The 15,946-nt window shown below is 56.8% G+C and carries 11 protein-coding genes; 8 read left to right on the forward strand and 3 right to left on the reverse strand.

Annotated features, from left to right (window positions below; genetic code table 11):
• The first annotated feature begins 136 nt into the window (after nucleotides 1-136).
• On the forward strand, nucleotides 137-2,770 hold the full coding sequence (locus ACZ5DH_RS03810) for a M16 family metallopeptidase (RefSeq protein WP_464255826.1): 2,634 nt from the start codon (nucleotides 137-139) through the stop codon (nucleotides 2,768-2,770).
• Between the two features lie 412 nt (nucleotides 2,771-3,182).
• On the opposite strand, the gene ACZ5DH_RS03815 is transcribed toward ACZ5DH_RS03810, so the two are convergent.
• From ACZ5DH_RS03815 to ACZ5DH_RS03825, 3 genes are read right to left on the reverse strand one after another with little or no spacing between them, the layout of a single operon-like run.
• Nucleotides 3,183-4,058 (reverse strand): DMT family transporter, encoded by an 876-nt coding sequence (locus ACZ5DH_RS03815; RefSeq protein ID WP_464255827.1) that lies wholly within the window; start codon nucleotides 4,056-4,058, stop codon nucleotides 3,183-3,185.
• Nucleotides 4,059-4,098: 40 nt separating this feature from the next.
• Complete coding sequence (locus ACZ5DH_RS03820; RefSeq protein WP_464255828.1) at nucleotides 4,099-4,884, reverse strand: alkaline phosphatase family protein; 786 nt, start codon at nucleotides 4,882-4,884, stop codon at nucleotides 4,099-4,101.
• A complete protein-coding gene (locus ACZ5DH_RS03825) occupies nucleotides 4,884-5,894 on the reverse strand; it encodes a polysaccharide deacetylase family protein (protein WP_464255829.1) in 1,011 nt (336 codons plus the stop codon). Before ACZ5DH_RS03825 ends, ACZ5DH_RS03820 begins: the two co-directional genes overlap by 1 nt.
• A 213-nt stretch (nucleotides 5,895-6,107) precedes the next feature.
• On the opposite strand from ACZ5DH_RS03825, the gene ACZ5DH_RS03830 reads away from it, so the two are divergent.
• The 7 genes from ACZ5DH_RS03830 (at nucleotide 6,108) to ACZ5DH_RS03860 (ending at nucleotide 15,467) form a co-directional block, all read left to right on the forward strand.
• Nucleotides 6,108-7,205 (forward strand): glycosyltransferase family 4 protein, encoded by a 1,098-nt coding sequence (locus ACZ5DH_RS03830; protein ID WP_464255830.1) that lies wholly within the window; start codon nucleotides 6,108-6,110, stop codon nucleotides 7,203-7,205.
• A gap of 185 nt (nucleotides 7,206-7,390) precedes the next feature.
• Nucleotides 7,391-7,909, forward strand: a complete 519-nt coding sequence (locus ACZ5DH_RS03835; protein ID WP_464255831.1) for a hypothetical protein — start codon at nucleotides 7,391-7,393, stop codon at nucleotides 7,907-7,909.
• A gap of 329 nt (nucleotides 7,910-8,238) precedes the next feature.
• Complete coding sequence (locus ACZ5DH_RS03840; protein ID WP_464255832.1) at nucleotides 8,239-9,420, forward strand: glycosyltransferase family 21 protein; 1,182 nt, start codon at nucleotides 8,239-8,241, stop codon at nucleotides 9,418-9,420.
• Between the two features lie 258 nt (nucleotides 9,421-9,678).
• Nucleotides 9,679-10,869 (forward strand): ABC transporter permease, encoded by a 1,191-nt coding sequence (locus ACZ5DH_RS03845; protein ID WP_464255833.1) that lies wholly within the window; start codon nucleotides 9,679-9,681, stop codon nucleotides 10,867-10,869.
• A gap of 66 nt (nucleotides 10,870-10,935) precedes the next feature.
• A complete protein-coding gene (locus ACZ5DH_RS03850; RefSeq protein WP_464255834.1) occupies nucleotides 10,936-12,906 on the forward strand; it encodes a glycosyltransferase in 1,971 nt (656 codons plus the stop codon).
• 38 nt (nucleotides 12,907-12,944) lie between these two features.
• Nucleotides 12,945-14,411, forward strand: a complete 1,467-nt coding sequence (rfaE1, locus tag ACZ5DH_RS03855) for a D-glycero-beta-D-manno-heptose-7-phosphate kinase (RefSeq protein ID WP_464255835.1) — start codon at nucleotides 12,945-12,947, stop codon at nucleotides 14,409-14,411.
• Between the two features lie 12 nt (nucleotides 14,412-14,423).
• Nucleotides 14,424-15,467, forward strand: coding sequence for a glucokinase (locus tag ACZ5DH_RS03860; protein ID WP_464255836.1), 1,044 nt, complete (start codon nucleotides 14,424-14,426; stop codon nucleotides 15,465-15,467).
• The last annotated feature ends 479 nt before the right edge of the window (nucleotides 15,468-15,946 follow it).

The following is a 15,946-nucleotide window of genomic DNA, read 5'->3' on the forward strand; positions in this document are numbered from 1 at the left end:
TATAAAAAACGGGGCTGTGAAGTCCCGTTTTTTTTCATCCCTGCAAGGCTGTTCCTTCATGCCGCCCACAACAGGCAGCATGACGCTGAAAAGCCTGACATCAACAAGCGGCTGCGGCCGCAGCGCAGGAGGTTTCATGCGGCGCTTTTTCTCATTGGTGGTTCTGGCCCTCGTGCTGGTTCTGTCATCAACGGCCCAGGCGGCCAGTGGCGAGACGGTTCGCAAAGACGACCGTATGCTCACACGTCTGCCCAACGGGCTTACAGTCTATATTGTCAAGGATGCGCGTTTCCCCCTTGTGGCCACGCGCCTTTATGTCCGTACCGGATCGGCCAATGAAAAGCCGGAACAGGCGGGCATAAGCCATATGCTCGAGCATATGGTTTTCAAGGGAACCGAGCACAGGCCCAAAGGCCAGGTTGCACGCGACGTGGAGGCTTTTGGCGGTTATCTCAACGCTGCGACCAGCTTTGACAAAACCTGGTATATGACCGACATGCCCGCCGCGCACTGGCGCACAGGCATGGATGTGGTCAAGGAAATGGCCTTCCAGCCTTCCCTTGATCCCAAGGAGCTGGAGTCGGAAAAAGAAGTGGTCATTTCCGAACTGGAGCGCGATCAGGATTCGCCCATGAGCAGGCTGTTTGAAAGCCTGCAGACATCGGCTCTGCAAAACACGGTTTACGGCCGTCCCATCATCGGCTTCAAGGACACCATACGCGCCGTGACGGCCGAAGACCTGCGCGCCTATGTGCGGCACTGGTACCAGCCGCAGAATATGCTGCTTCTTGTGGCGGGCGATATTGAGCCGGAAGCGGTGCTGGCTTACAGCCAGAAACTTTTTGGCGGGCTGACCAACAGCGGCGACCTTGCCGAAGTGCAGCCCATAAACCTGACAGATGCTGCGGGCGGCCCCCGCGTGGAGGTCGTCCACGGCCCCTGGAACAAGGTGTATATGGGAATGGCCTTTCCGGCGCCCGGCCTGCGCGACTTGCGGTCTGTCGACCTTGACGTGCTTTGCTATCTTTTGGGCGGTGACGGCACTTCAGAACTGTACCGCAAGTTCAAGTATGAAAAGCAGATGGTGGACAGCATCGGCATGGGCAACATGAGTCTGGCGCGGGCCGGGCTTGTGTACCTGAGCGCTCAGCTTGATGTGGAAAAGGTGGAGCCTTTCTGGCGTGAACTGACCAGGGATATGGCGGCGCTCAAGGCGGACCGCTTCAAGCCCGAAGCCGTCGCGCGCGCAAGGTTCAACCTTGAGGACAATATGGACCGTGCCGGTGAAACGCTTAACGGACTGGCCTCGTGGCTTGGCACCGTGCAGTTTGAGCTGGGCGGCGAACAGGCCGAGATGAACCTGCGTTTTGCTCAGCACAATGTGGATACGGCCCAGTTGGCGCAAGCCCTGCAACAGTGGCTCAATCCCCGGCAGGCCCGTGTGCGCGTACTGGCCCCCGAGGGAGCGAAGTTGCCTGACCTTGAGGCCATATTGCAGCAGAACTGGCCAGGGGCCGATGGCGACCATGCGCAAAAGGCCCGGGCCATGAAGGCGGGCGAGCGCGAGGTGGTGCAACTGGGCGAAGGACGTACCCTTATTCTTCTGCCTGACGCAACCGTGCCCTATGTGGCCATGGATATGATGCTGCCCGGTGGAAACGCGCTCCTCAAGCCCAGCCAGCAAGGGCTTGCCGGTCTCACGGCCCGCGCCCTGACAACGGGCAGCGGCAAACTGGACGCCCAGGCTATGGAACGATTTTTTGCTGACCGGGCGGCAGCCATCGACGCCAGCGCCGGGCTGCAAAGCTTCACCCTGTCCATCACTGGTCCGGCGCGTTTCAATACGGACTATTTTTCCATGCTGGCAGAAGTGCTGCGCAGCCCGCGCTTTGAAGAAAAAGAAATACGCCGTGAGGCCGACAGTATGAAAGCCGCCATCAGGCAGCGTGCCGACAGGCCCACGGCATACCTGTTTTCCCGACTCAGCGGCTTTCTTTTCCCTGGGGGGCAGCCCTATGGCTATGACGGCCTCGGTAGCCCGGAAATTCTGGACCGTCTGACAGGAAAGGAAGTACGCGCTTTCTGGCAGGAACAGCTGGGGCAGCCGTGGGTTCTTTCCGTCGCAGGCGATTTTGACCGCGAAGCGGTGCTGGCCTTTGCCCGCTCCCTGCCTGTGCCGAAAACGCATATTCCCGCGCCCGGCGCTCCAGTGTGGGGCCAGGACAAAAAGCTTGATCTGCATTTGCCCGGCCGCAACCAGGCCCATGTGCTTCAGGCCTTCAAGGCCGTGCCGCCAACCCATGAGGACGCGCCGGCCCTCATGCTTCTCCAGTCCGTGCTTTCAGGCCAGAGCGGCCTGCTGTTCAGCCAGATGCGTGATGTGGAAGGGCTCGGCTACACGGTGACGGCTTTTTATCGCAGCATGCCCGAGGCGGGTATGATGGCTTTTTATATTGGCACCACACCGGACAAGGTGGAGCAGGCCCAAAAGGGCTTTGCCAAGATAATTGGCGACATCAGGGAAAAACCTTTGTCCGCGACGCTGCTGGAGGCCGGGGCCAACCGGCTGCTGGGCGCGTACTACCGTGACCGGCAGAGCCTTGGATCACGGGCGGGGGATGCCGCCAGCGACGCCTTGCTGGGGCGGCCTTATGATTTTGAGCGGCAGCTCATCGAAAAGGCCGCAAAGCTGACTCCGGCCCAGGTGCAAGCAGTGGCGAAAAAGTATCTGGATGAGGCCGATGCCTACAACCTTGTACTGTTGCCCTGACAGCGACCCTGACGGCGTCGATAGTACACACTGATAAAAATCCTCCGGCCTCTGGCCGGAGGATTTTTATATGATGGCAAGGCGCAACCGGTGGAGCAACGTATCTTTTACGCTGTTCTGGCCGCCGGTGGCAGGTGCTTGTCGTGAAGGTGTACGCGCCGAAGCGGGAGTCTTGGAAGCATTGGGAATAGATATTCTCAATGCGAAAATGCTATAGGGTGCGCTAGATCTGACTCTCATGCGCAATTGCAGATGATTCATGGCTCTTGTGCTGGATTTTCCGGTGACATGTTACAATAATGTCACGGCTGTAGGGACGTACAGCGCCTCCCTTACAGCAACAGAGAAGGAAGGGCGTAACGCGGATCATAAACGCACCGGAATAGGCGTATGCTTGTAGCCCGTAAGTGCGCTATTCTTTGCTCTTGTCCGTTGTCAGTAAAAGCACGGCCCCGAGTACGAGTGCGCAGCCCAACCAGCCGAGGGGAGTAAAGTTTTCATTCCAAAACAACCAGACCCACAGAGTTCCGAGTACTGGCTCCAAATGGCAGGTAACAGCGGCGCGGACGAGGCTGATGCGCTTTAGCCCCATACCATAACAGAAATATGCCGCGTAGCAGGTAAAAAAACCAAGAATTATGAGCCAGGCCCATATATCAAGGCTGTGGTTCACATGAATGGGTTCAGAAAGGCCCAGGGCAACGCAGCCGCCAAGAAGCATGTACGCATAGATAGCCGCTGTCGAATAGCGCGTCTGCCACCAACGATAAAACGGGTAGTGCGTCGCATAGCAGAAGCCAGCCAGCAGCCCGAAAAATATTCCCATAACGGATGCCTCACCGGGAATGCTGCCCCCAGTGAAGCAAACCAGTGCAGTGCCGCATAGAGCTATGCCAATGGCCAGTATTTTACGTTTTGTGATCCGTTCTTTAAAAAGAAGGCGGGAAAAAAAGGCAACCCATACAGGGGCAGTGTATAAAAGCACTACTGCTGTGCCACCACCACTGAGTTTGATGGAAATCTGCATGGCAGCGAAAAAGACTGCCGTTCCCCATAGTCCAAAAAACATGAAAACAAGCGCATCACGAACATTGACGCGCCATGAGCCTGTTATTGCCGCGTGGATTATAAAGCACAAGCACCCGATAGCCGCCCGCCAGAAAGCTGTTTCAAGAGGCAACAAGCCGCCGGCAATGCAAAATTTGGATGCGACGCCAAGCAAAGACCAGAAAAACGCCGCAAACAAAATCCACACATAGCCGCTGCCTTGTGGATTTACCTGCAACATGGGGCCTCCGGCCATGTTGTCTTTCTGCATCATCCGCTCCTTACGTTGACTGCACGCCTACTGTCAGCCCGAGCGCACGCAGGGCAAGATCGGCTATTTCGGTCTGTCGGGAAGGCATGCTCAGGTTTTTCCAGGCTGTACCCAACAGCCACATTGGAACACGACGGGTCGCTTCTGTATTATCGTTGTGCCCGTGGTCCGCATCCATGCCATGGTCACTGGTTACCAGAACAGAATATCCGTGGCTCAGCCACAGCGGGAGCCACCTGGCCAACAGGCCGTCAGCGTGGCGGGCGGCATCGCGATATTCACGGCTGTGGGCTCCGTAACAGTGCCCTGCATGGTCAATGCCCATAGAATGCACCAGTAAAAGATCCGGGGCAAAGCACTGGCAAAGCGCGGCAGCATCGTGAAAAAGTTCGTCGTCAGGGTAGGCGTCGTTACTGTAAAACAGGCCATGTTCAATGGGCATGCCTGGGGTGTTGGTCAAGCGATGCAGCGCCGGATCAAAGGGGGAGGTGTTGCACAGCTCGCTCATCCAGTAGTAGGCGGCAGCGGCGGTCACAAGCCCGGCATTTTGCGCCCTGAAAAAAATGGTGGGCGCAGGGCAGGGCCCAGAACCGCCATTATGAAAAATACCGCTTCGCGCAGGCGGCAGCCCGCAGAGCAGCGTTGCGTAGGCAGGCCGGGAAAGCGGAGGAAGAAAGCACATGAGTTCGGCGTATTGAGCTTCGCCGGCCTCCTCAAGGGCTTGCGGATAGGAAAGGCATTGCCGGGCTGTGGCAGCGGCGAGTCCGTCCAGCAGGACCATGATTACGCGGGGCATTACCAGTCTCCATCTCCCGTTGGGCGTGTTCCGAAATGCAGCGAAGGCGCAACATCTCGGAGCTGCGCCGCAGTAACTCCCATGACGTCATGATTATCACGCAGCCAGCGCAAATAGTCATATATTTTTTGGTACAAGGCGTCGGCTGCGGCTTTATCCGGTATATTGGGTGAACCGCCTGGCAACATTTCGGAGGAATGCCAGAAAAGACTGAGTACCCGTCCCCCGCGCCGCAACAACATCTTGGCCGCCGCACGCATGATGGTCTGGCTGTGCCATACCGGGTTGGGACTTAACGCTCCCCAGAAATGGAAAGAGTCCGCCACAGGCCGCTTGCGGGTCAAACCGTACCATAGGCGAGCCAGAAGCGGATGCAACGGCAACTGCGTAACCGGAGATTCCAGAAGGCCTGGAGCATCGTCGACCCAGTACGGGTCAGTCGGCGCAAGAAAATGGTCAGGCCCGCCACGAAAAACCCGTAATGGGCAGACGGAACTGTCAAAGGTAATGCCTTCCTCCGCCAGCAACGGGCGCACAGTGGATTTCAGGTCCCATCGCCCCATGCGAAAACTGGTCAGGGGCGCGCCTTGAAAATCATGACCGGCGTCCAGCAGGGTTCTCAGGCGTTGGCGCAGCAGTTCGCGCGGCAGTACGTCCGTGCGGATCGGGGAGCCTTCCGCGCAGTCGGAAGATCCCTCGCACGAAAGAAGCGGGGGCGTACTCCAATGATGGAGGTGAGCGGCAATTTCAGCCTGACATTTGTCACGCATCCAGGCCAGATGAGGGCGGGCTTCATTGCTGCTGAAAACAGTATGGGCGCAAAAGAGCGTCAAGGGGAAGCCCAGGTCGCGGGTGAGGGGGGCAAGTCGTGGAAGCAGACCCACATTGCGCACGCCGCATCCCGAAGACGCATACCGCCCAGAAAAAAGCCCTTCTTCTTCCACATCAAGACTGACAATGACATAAAGAGGCTGGCTGGCGTTCTGCTGTGCAGATGATGGCTTGGTCATTGGGGCATAGTAAACTCAACTTCCTGATATGGCAATGCAACAGAGTCGCAACAAAGGAGAAACGCTGGCGAAAGCCGGGCAGGACGTCGCTTGCAAATAGCTCTGGAATACATAAAAATGGGCGCAATCGTTCACCTGGCGTTGGTTGTCCTGCCGGGCGAATGCTTTGCGTCAAAAGATTCAGTCACGACTTTTGGCGCCATAAGGAGAATCATGCCCACACCTCTGCGCGTTCTTTTTTTGATGGAAGACCTCTGCTTCGGCGGAACACAACGTCAAACTCTGGAATTGGCCCGCCGCCTCGACAGAAAAAAATTCACTCCGGTCATGCTTACCCTTACAGGGCCGACTGATCTCGACGCTTCCGCCCATGAGGCTGAAATTGAGCTGCATCATATAGGTATGGGGCGTCGGGTGCCTTTTTTCTTTTTTGTGCAATTGGCAGCCAGCCTGAAGAGGCTGGCCCCGGATATTATCGTGCCCTGCACGGCCCTGCCCAATATTTGGGGCCGTATATGGGGGCGCGTGCTGCGCCTTTTTGATGGGACCGGGCGTCCCCTGATAGTTGGCACCTGTCGTGGCGGGGGAGCCCCGGCACGACAGCATGAACGGTACTTTTGGCGTTTGGCTGACCATATGATATGCAATTCTGAAGCCCTGATTCAGGTATTACAGGGCATTGGCGTTTCATCTGGCCGGCTCAGCTATATTCCCAACGGTGTGGATACAGAGTTCTTTGTTCCCGCAGAACCTGCACCTTCGCTACGGGAACAGCTCATACTTTGCGTTGCTCGCCTGGCGGGCGACAAGGATCATCTGACGCTGCTGCGCGCTTTTGAACTTGTGTTGCAGCGTTATCCCGCTGCCCGTTTACGTCTTGTGGGCGATGGGCCGGAAGAAGCCGTTCTCAAACGTTGGGCCGCGGAAAATCCTGCGGGCGGCAGTGTTGACTTTATTCCCGGAGGGCTGGACATGCGGCCCCATTACGCCGCCGCGCGCATTTTTGCCTTGTCCTCGGCGCGGGAAGGGCAACCGAATGTTATTCTTGAAGCCATGTCCTGCGGACTGCCTGTATGCGCCACTTCTGTGGGTGGGATTCCGCGCCTGGTTGAGCATGATAATAGCGGATTGCTTTCGCCCGCGGGAGATGCCGCCACCTTGGCGCGCCATTGCTGCCGCCTTCTTGATGACAGCGCCTTGTGTGATTCAATGGGGGCTGTTGGCAGGCACAAGGTTGAGAGGGATTTTTCCTTTGCGGCAATGGTAACGGCACATGAAAAAATATTCAGCCATCTTGGTATGTTGATTTGATTTTGTGCAGAAGAGAGTCGTGTATGAAATGTATGGATAGAGTTCAAGAAAAACTTGAAGCGTTGCGTGGGCCAGAATCCGCGCCTGGTACGGGGATGGCAGGTCCTTCCCCAGGAATAAAATATATTTTAGGTCGTTGCGCGCCTGATGCCTGTGCCGAGGCCGTTTTGCGGCACAGGGGGTATTTGCTGATCGGCTGTCTGCTGTTGGGCAGCCTGATGGTTCTTTGCCAGGGAGGCTTTCATGAGTCCCAGGCTCAGGAAAATGCATCCACAGTCTCCACAGACGCCACAGCGGACGTTGGCGGCGCAAACAAGCCCCACGCTGAGACTGCCAAGGAAGAGGCCGTGACAGCCGAGCCTGCGGGGGGGCCTGTAGAGGTGCGGGAGCTTTGGACGGGCTCGCTCTATTCCTCAACCTACAGGGTTGGCGTATGCTTTTCGGCCGACGGAAATGTGCGTGGTGTCGTGCGGTTGCGTCTGTACAACGGCCAGGTAGACGTGTACCACATTGTCGGCAGCGTCCAGAACAATGAAGTCCGGGCGCGTCATTCTTCAGGTCATGCCTTTAAAGGGCGTCTTGTTTCCAATGATAAGGTTGAAGGCACTATCACGTTGAAAAACGGCATGAAGGTGCAGCTTGAAGGCAAGCGCACTCTTGACGTTCCCCTTGCACCCGAAAATTGTGCGCCCTTGCCGGAATAGTGCGGAAACTGCGTTAAAGGTAGAAAAGGTTTGGTCCGCAAGGCTAGAGCATTTTAACTTTGAAAAAGTGTAACTGCTCCAACGCTGCACATGAGCGCAGCGCGCCGCAACGTGGCGTGGATTCAGCCGAGCTTCAGCCGTCGCGACGCAGGCTTAAAGCGTTGTGACGCGGGAAACTATGGATAAAGACAGCATTGATTATCCGTAAGCGGCAAAGATCCGCTAACGGCTACCGCAAATCGCATTTTTCGGCTGAATGACAAATTGAAATGTGAAGCATTTCAAAGGTAATCTGCTCTAGGGGCCTGTGCTGTAGCGAAGGAGTGGCTATGTTTTGGCTTTGGTTTGTGCTGGCAAGCTTCAAATCTTTGTTGCTTTATATTCTGGCAAAGACGGGTGAATCCCTGCCGCGCCGTGCACGCCTTGACGAGGCGGCCAACCGCGCCCTGCCGGAAAACCGGTGGCCTGCCGTGGGGATGATCGTGCCCATGGCCGGAACGGACAGGCGCATGTCTGCGGCGGTGCGAAGCTTGCTTATTCAGAACTACCCGGAATATATTCCTGTCCTCGTTACGGCGAAGAATGAAGAACCCGCGGCGGATCTCGTCCGCAGTATACAGAAAGACTATCCCCATGTGCGGCATGTGGTCGCTGGAGCCGCACAACATTGCGGCCAAAAAAATCATAACAGCCTTCGCGGTGTGGCCGCTGTTAAGGACGAAGTAGACGTTTTTGTCTTTTGCGACAGCACGCACACGGCCAAGCCAGATTTTTTGCGTCACCTTGTGGGCCCCATTGCCATTGGGGAGGCAGAGTTTTCCACTGGCTATCATGTCGTGGACCCGCGTGATCACCGGCCGGTAACGCTTGCCTATGCCTTGTGCGTTCTGCTTATGCGGCTTTTGCAGGCTGTATCGACCTTTACCCAGCTCTGGGGCGGGGCCATGGCAATGACGCGCGAAGCCTTCGGCAGGTTCGCTGTTGAAGAACTGTGGGCAAGTAACGTTGTTGACGACTGCTCTCTTTCAGCTCGTCTGCAAAGCTTGCGGGTGCCGGTGCGGTTATGCCCCGGCGCGCTTCTGCACACGGAGGCCACAAAGCATGAACGCCATGTCTGGCGTGCCTGGATGGAGCGGCAGGTTCTTTTTCTCAAATTTTGCATGCCCTTGCAGTGGGGCCTCCTGGGCTTCATGTGCATGGCCATGGTTTTGCCTCCCTTGCTTGCGGTCTTCATGCTGCTGGGTTGGCTTTTTGCCACGGTCAGTGGGCTGACCGTGGTATTGGTGCTGCTGTGGGTGGTGCTGATGGCCAACGTTCTGCATTTGTGGCGGAATCTCTTGAGGCGCTCCATTTCACTTGCGCGTTGGTGCCTGAGTTTTTTGGACGCTGTGGCGATGTTTACACTGGTCTATGTTCGCAGTCTGCCTGCCAGAAGCATTGTCTGGCACGGTCAGCGTTATGTGGTTGGGCACTGCGGCAAGGTGTTGCGGATAGAACGGCGTTTTGAATGAGGCTGGCAAAGCTTTATGGTTTACAAGACGACGACCTGTGCGGTTGGCAACCGTCAGGGCAGCGGCCTTGCTGGCGGATAGCCTTTGACATGTGGCTGTTCTGACATATATACTATTTTGCCCATTTTGAGCAAAATGAAAATTCTCCCGTACTTTTTGGAGAATGATTGATACGGCACGTATGCGGCGACTGATTACGCTTTGTTTAGATTACGCGCGTTACAGTTTGTTCAATGATATTTTTACAGTGGTTTTGTCATGATTGCCATGTCCGACCTTTTTCGCGTCAGCCTGCGCCAGGTTGTACGCCAGCGCGGCTTCGGGGTGATATTGTCTATCGCCCTGGGCATCACGGCTTTTATTGTCCTGTCGGTGCTTGGGCGAGAAATTCGCTATAAAGTCGGCCAGGATATGGTGCTGATGGGGGGGGTAAACGTTATCCGCGTATATATGGATGACGCCCAGTACCCTGGTCAGCCCATGCGGGGTTTTTACCCCGACTCCGTTGAAGCCCTGCGCCGTCTGCCCGGTGTGGGCATGGTCAGCCAGAATATCCGCGAGGGCAAAGGGTTTGCCTTGCGCGGAGAGGGTGAACGCACGCTCAATGTGTACTTTATTGGCATTGACCAGTATTTTTCTGATGTCTATTCTTTGTCGCTGGTTGCCGGGCGCTTTATGGACACTGAGGATGTGGTTGCCCATAAGCGTGTGTGCATGCTTGGCCGTGAAGCCGCCCAGGACCTTTACGGCGATCCTGCAAATGCCGTGGGGAAACTGCTGTTTCTCCAGCAGGATGTTTTTGAGGTGGTAGGCGTGGTCAGCGGCGTGATGCTTGGCAGCTGGTCTCAAGGGGGCTTTTTGCCCTATACGACCATGCTTGACCGGAACTGGGCCGGCGACAAGGTGACGCGGCTTTTTGTCCGCGCCGTCGGCTGGCAGGATGTACCCCCTCTGGTTAAAAAAATTCCCACTGTTGTCAGGGACTATCAGGCTGCTCCCTACCTTGTAGTGCATACCCAGGAGGACCAGCTGGCCCGAATCCAGGATACATTCCTGTGGGTTGAAGTGCTGCTCTGGCTTGGTATTGCCGCGTCTCTTATGCTCGGCGGCTTCGGCATCTGGTATGGCACATTTGCCGCTGTGCGCGCGCGGACACGTGAAGTGGGCCTCAAGAAGGCCATGGGCGGTTCGGATACGGATATTCTGGCCCAGTTTCTGGCCGAAGCCCTGTGTAAATCTGTGGCTGGCGGCGTGTTGGGCATTGCCGTGGGCATTGCGCTGGTTGAGGTGGGAGCTTGGTCTTTGGGCACAGGCATTTCCTACCCGCTGCTGCTTGCCAGCAGTTTGGGCAGTATTGTTTTTTCCGCCGTTATCGGCGTGGCTGGCGGCCTGTACCCGGCTGTTCAGGCAAGCCGGATGGATGTCGTTACGGCTCTGCGCTTTGAGTAAAAAATTCTGGCGGCCTGTTTTGTTCATCGAGATGGCGGAACCGGCTGCTTATGGACAGGGTGATTCATGGCTCCTGTGATCGTCGCCAAAGATTTGTACAAATGCTACGCTGGTTTCGCGCCGGTCTTGCGTGGCGTCAATATTGAGGTGGAGCCGGGTGAAATGGTCGCCATTATGGGGCCGTCCGGTTGTGGCAAGTCCACCATGCTGCACGTGCTTGGCATGCTGCACGCGCCGGATTCCGGTTCGTTGGAAATCCTCGGCAAGGATGTGCTGCATCTTGACAGAGAACAGACCGCCGCCTTCAGACGTGGCACCATGGGCTTTGTCATGCAGTCCAGCAACCTTTTCGACCATTCCACTGTTTTTGAAAACGTGGAATTTCCACTCATCTACGAAAAGCTGCCCCCGCAGGAACGTTGGGAAAGGGTTATCCGGGCACTGGAACTGGTGCGCCTCTCGACCCGGGTGCACTACCGCAGCAACAGGCTTTCGGGCGGCGAGCAGCAGCGTGTGGCCATCGCGCGCGCCATGGTCAACAATCCCCGTATTCTTCTTGCCGACGAACCCACTGGCGCGCTGGATGCCAAAACCAGCCGCCTTATTATGGATAATTTCCGTACGCTCTGCCACACCGGCGGCGTGGCAATGGTCGTAGTGACGCATGACCCCAAGATGGCTGAGTTTTGCGACAGCGTGTACACCCTTGAAGACGGTATTTTGCATTGCCGCAAGCGTGAGATTCCTCGAATTGCCGTTCAGGAGGCGTATAACCTTCTTGCCGGCCCCAAGCCCGTTGTGCGCGGCGCTCTGGTGGCGGAGCGGTTTCCTGAGCCGTCTGGCCAGAGTCTCATGTGCGAAGCGCATCAAATGCACGCCGCCGGCCTGCTTACCCGCATTTACGCCATCCGCGACAACGGCCTGCTAGGCAGCCCCGAAGGTTACGCCTTGCCGCTTGCTGTGCGCCGCATCGGCGCATGGCGCATACTCGGCGCATTTATGACCATGTTCCGCCATATGCGCGGCTCTTCGGCAAGCTTGTGGGGGCTTTGGCGCTCTCTGCCCGGTCGCGGGCGCTGGGGGCTCTGGCTGTGGGACCATCTGCGCTCTTTTGGTTCCGGCGCATTGCTGGCACGCTGGGGGCTGGAAGAACATATTGAAATATTTTATGCCGCTGGCGCGCATGGGCCAGCCACGTCTGCCTGGGTTGCCTCGCGTCTGCTGGAAGTGCCCTATGCCTTTGCCGTAAAATCGCACGACCTGGCCAGCCCTGGTCTGAATTGGACCGCCAAGGTCAAGGATGCGGTTTTTGTGCGCTGCGACACCGAAGCAACGCGCAGGACCATGTGTGAACTGTTGCCAGAAATGTCTGGGAACAAATTTGTGGTGTTGCGGGATCCCCTGACGCTGACGCCCGTCCTTTCCGAAGACGATGCGGGGCCGGGAGGGGCTGGCGGCAAGGCAGAGAGCGATCTGAGTATTCTGGCTGTGGGCTCCATTTGCCGCCGCAAAGGATACGATATCCTCCTGCAAGCCTGCGCTGCCCTGAAAAATAAAGGAATTAAGTTCAAGCTCAAGATAGTCGGACGCGGGCCTGAACGCTTGCGTTTGCGCTGGTTGGTCCTGCGTTTGGGCCTGCGCGACAGCGTGCAGTTTATGGGGCAGGTGCCTCATGAAAATATGCCGGATATTTACAGTAAGGCGGATATTTTTGTAGCCCCCGGGCGCAGGACACGGCAGGGCGATATGGACGGTCTGCCGTCGGCGCTGATAGAGGCGCTGGCTTTCGGGGTGGCTGTAGTTGTGAGCGATCTTCCTGGTCAGACAGAAGCTGTGACTGATGGGCGCAATGGACGTGTGGTGCCGCAAAATGACGTGGCCAGTCTGGTCTCCGTACTTGAAGAACTGGCCGCGGCCCCTCATGAACGCCATCGCCTGGGCGAAGCTGCACGACGTGCTCTGCCCGACTTTCTTGATGAAGAGGGCGTTGAGGCCAAGATGAGCGCTTTTTTCAAAGAAGCATGCCATAAACCGTGAGGCTGCATCGGCGCGTTCACGGCGTAAACGGAATTGCCATGAATTTTGACAAGGTACGTGTGCTGGTTGTGGGCGATGTCATGCTGGACCGCTATATAACCGGTAAGGTGGGTCGCATTTCTCCCGAAGCTCCTGTACCGGTGCTTGGTGTGAAAAAGCGCTGGGTTGCGCCAGGCGGAGCGGCCAACGTCGCTCGAAACCTGGTGCATCTTGGAGCGCAGGCCGCTCTGGTCGGGCTCACCGGGTCCGATGCCGATGCTGCGGACCTTTGCCAATGTCTTGAGCAGGCAGGCATCGCGCATCGTCTCGTGCCGTCGTTGACGCGCGCTACTACCTGCAAAACCAGGGTGCTCGCTCAGGGCCAGCAATTACTGCGTCTGGACGAAGAACAGTGCCGCTGTCCCTCGGCACAAGAACTTGAAGCCTTGTGGCAGGCTGCGCAGGACTTGTTGCCTGCCTGCCAGGCAGTAGTTCTTTCCGACTATGGCAAAGGGGTTTTGCTGGACGCTGAACAGGGCCGCAATTTATGCCGCCTTGTCATAGAAGAGGCGCGCCGTCTTGGCGTCAAGGTGCTGGTTGACCCCAAGGGCGTACGGTGGGAGCGCTATGCGGGCGCGCACTGTGTCACGCCAAACAGGGCAGAGTTCGAAATTGTTTGCGGCTGGGACGCCAATATGCCCCTTGACCGTGAAACGCGCGAAAAGCTTGCGTCTCGTGTGCGCAGCGACTACGCCATTGAAAGAGTGCTCATAACCCGCGGATCCAAGGGAATGGCCTTGTTTGCGCCAGAGATGCCGCCGCGCTACACTCCGTCTGTGGTGCGGGAGGTGTCGGATGTTTCGGGAGCGGGAGACACCGTCATCGCTACCCTGGCGGTCTGCATAGGCAGTGGCCTGACCTGGGAAGAAAGTATGGATGTGGCCAACACCGCTGCCGGTGTGGCCGTGGGCAAAATGGGCACGGCCCCCGTGAGCCTCAGCGAGTTACGCCAGGCTCTGCGGCAGGGGGCAGACAACCCCAAACTCTACGCCTTGCCGGATCTGCTTGAAAAAGTGGAAGACTGGCGCCGTAAGAACGAAAGCATTGTCTTCACAAACGGCTGCTTTGATTTGTTGCATCCTGGTCATATTTCTCTCATTCGCCAAAGCGCCTCTCAGGGAACCCGGCTTGTGGTGGGCCTGAACTCTGACGCCTCTGTACGTCGCCTCAAGGGGCCCAGCCGCCCGGTTCAAGACGAACAAAGCCGGGCTCTGCTGTTGGCTGCTTTAAACGGGGTAGACGCGGTGGTGCTTTTTGACGAAGACACTCCCCTGAATCTCATTACGGCCATACGCCCTGATGTGCTGGTCAAAGGCAGCGACTACACTGTGGATACCGTTGTGGGGGCGGATGTCGTTCTCGCCTCCGGCGGACGGGTATACCTGGCTGACCTGGTGCAGGGATGCAGCACTACCAGCATTGTGCGCAAAATTGACGCATCAGGCGTAAGCGCTCCTTCACGGTAAGAGAACGCAGCCATGCAGAGGATACTCGTAGCTGATGTTGGCGGTACAAACTGTCGGTTTGCCAGTTTCAGCCTTGAGAACGACAGGCTTTCCCTGGAAGCTGCAGCACGTATTGATTCCAAAACGTTGACCAGCGGGCAGTCGCTGTTTGTCGCATTGGCAGAAACGCTATCTCGGCCAGTTGAAAGCGCCGACGCCGTTGTGGTGGGATTGGCCGGGCCTGTGGACAGGCAGCAGGGACGCCTTACCAATGGCAGTTTGTACGTAAACATTGCGGAAGTGTCGGCTTGCCCGGCCGGACGGTGCCTGCTTCTTAATGATTTCACTCTTCAAGCTTACGCCACACTGACTCCGCCGGGGATTACCGCGTTACATGTGGCTGGTCCTGCCAAAGAGCGGGGCGGCGATGTGGAAGCCTCTTCAAAAGCCACTGGGGGCAGAGGCGCTGCAGAGCGGGTCTGCATGGAGGCCCGGGCTATTGTGGGGGCAGGAACAGGGCTCGGCGCCGCCAGCCTCCTGCCTGTCGGCACTGACGCGTGGCTGCCTGTTTCCAGCGAGGCCGGACATGCCGCCTTTGCCTTTATTGAGGACGAAGAACAAGAGTTCAGGCGTTTTTTGTGCAGAGAGCTGGGGCGGCCTTTTGCCAGCGCTGAAAATGTTCTTTGCGGCGATGGGCTTTCCATTCTGCATTACTATCTTACCGGACAATTTTTCCCTCCACGGCAAGTCAGCAAATGCGCATTGTCGCGCGATACGCCAACTTTGCGGTGGTATGCCCGCTTTTTAGGCCGCTTTTGCAGAGGCTGGATGCTGTCAACTCTTTGCAGGGGCGGGCTGTGGATAGCGGGCGGGGTAGCCGCCGCCAATCCGCTCTGTGTCACCAGCCCTGCATTTATTGAAAGCCTGTACGCGTCTTCTGACGCCACACGATCGCTTTTGCAGCGTATTCCTGTGTATCTTGTTACAGATACAGACAGTGGGCTCTGGGGTGCGGCCTTTGCCGGACAGACCCTGTTGCGGAAATATGGGCATACACATGCAAGTGTACCGCTGTAGCAGTATGTATTTTACAGCATATGAAGCAGTTATGCGCATATGATCAAAAATAAAATTCCAAATAATACGCATTATTGCCCTGAAAATTGCGACTACTGCAGTTTATTTGGCGCTTGATGCTTGACCTCATGATGGAAGTTTTATAACTTACCATACTCCTTTGATTCGCAAGCAGCAGTGGAAGTGCAGGACGAAGCAGCAATGCCGGATTTTGTGGCTCGTATTTGACGTCGCCATCACGGTAAGAGCAACGTCCAGACTGAGTATTGTTGCGTTATTTATCGCTTGACTCGGAGTTGTTTTAGGTGAACACCCAAAATTAACTATGGTCAAGTGATTGGTATGGCGTGTGGACGACAGGCCGTCAGCCCTTTCTTTCGGGGGCGACGGGATTGTCTTGTGGGCAGAAAACGGCCGGGGGCAACCGACGTATTCTGCCAGAAATCCAGGTGGGAGAAGCGTAGAGCCGCACCGGCCTA

The organism is Desulfovibrio simplex (assembly GCF_055387835.1).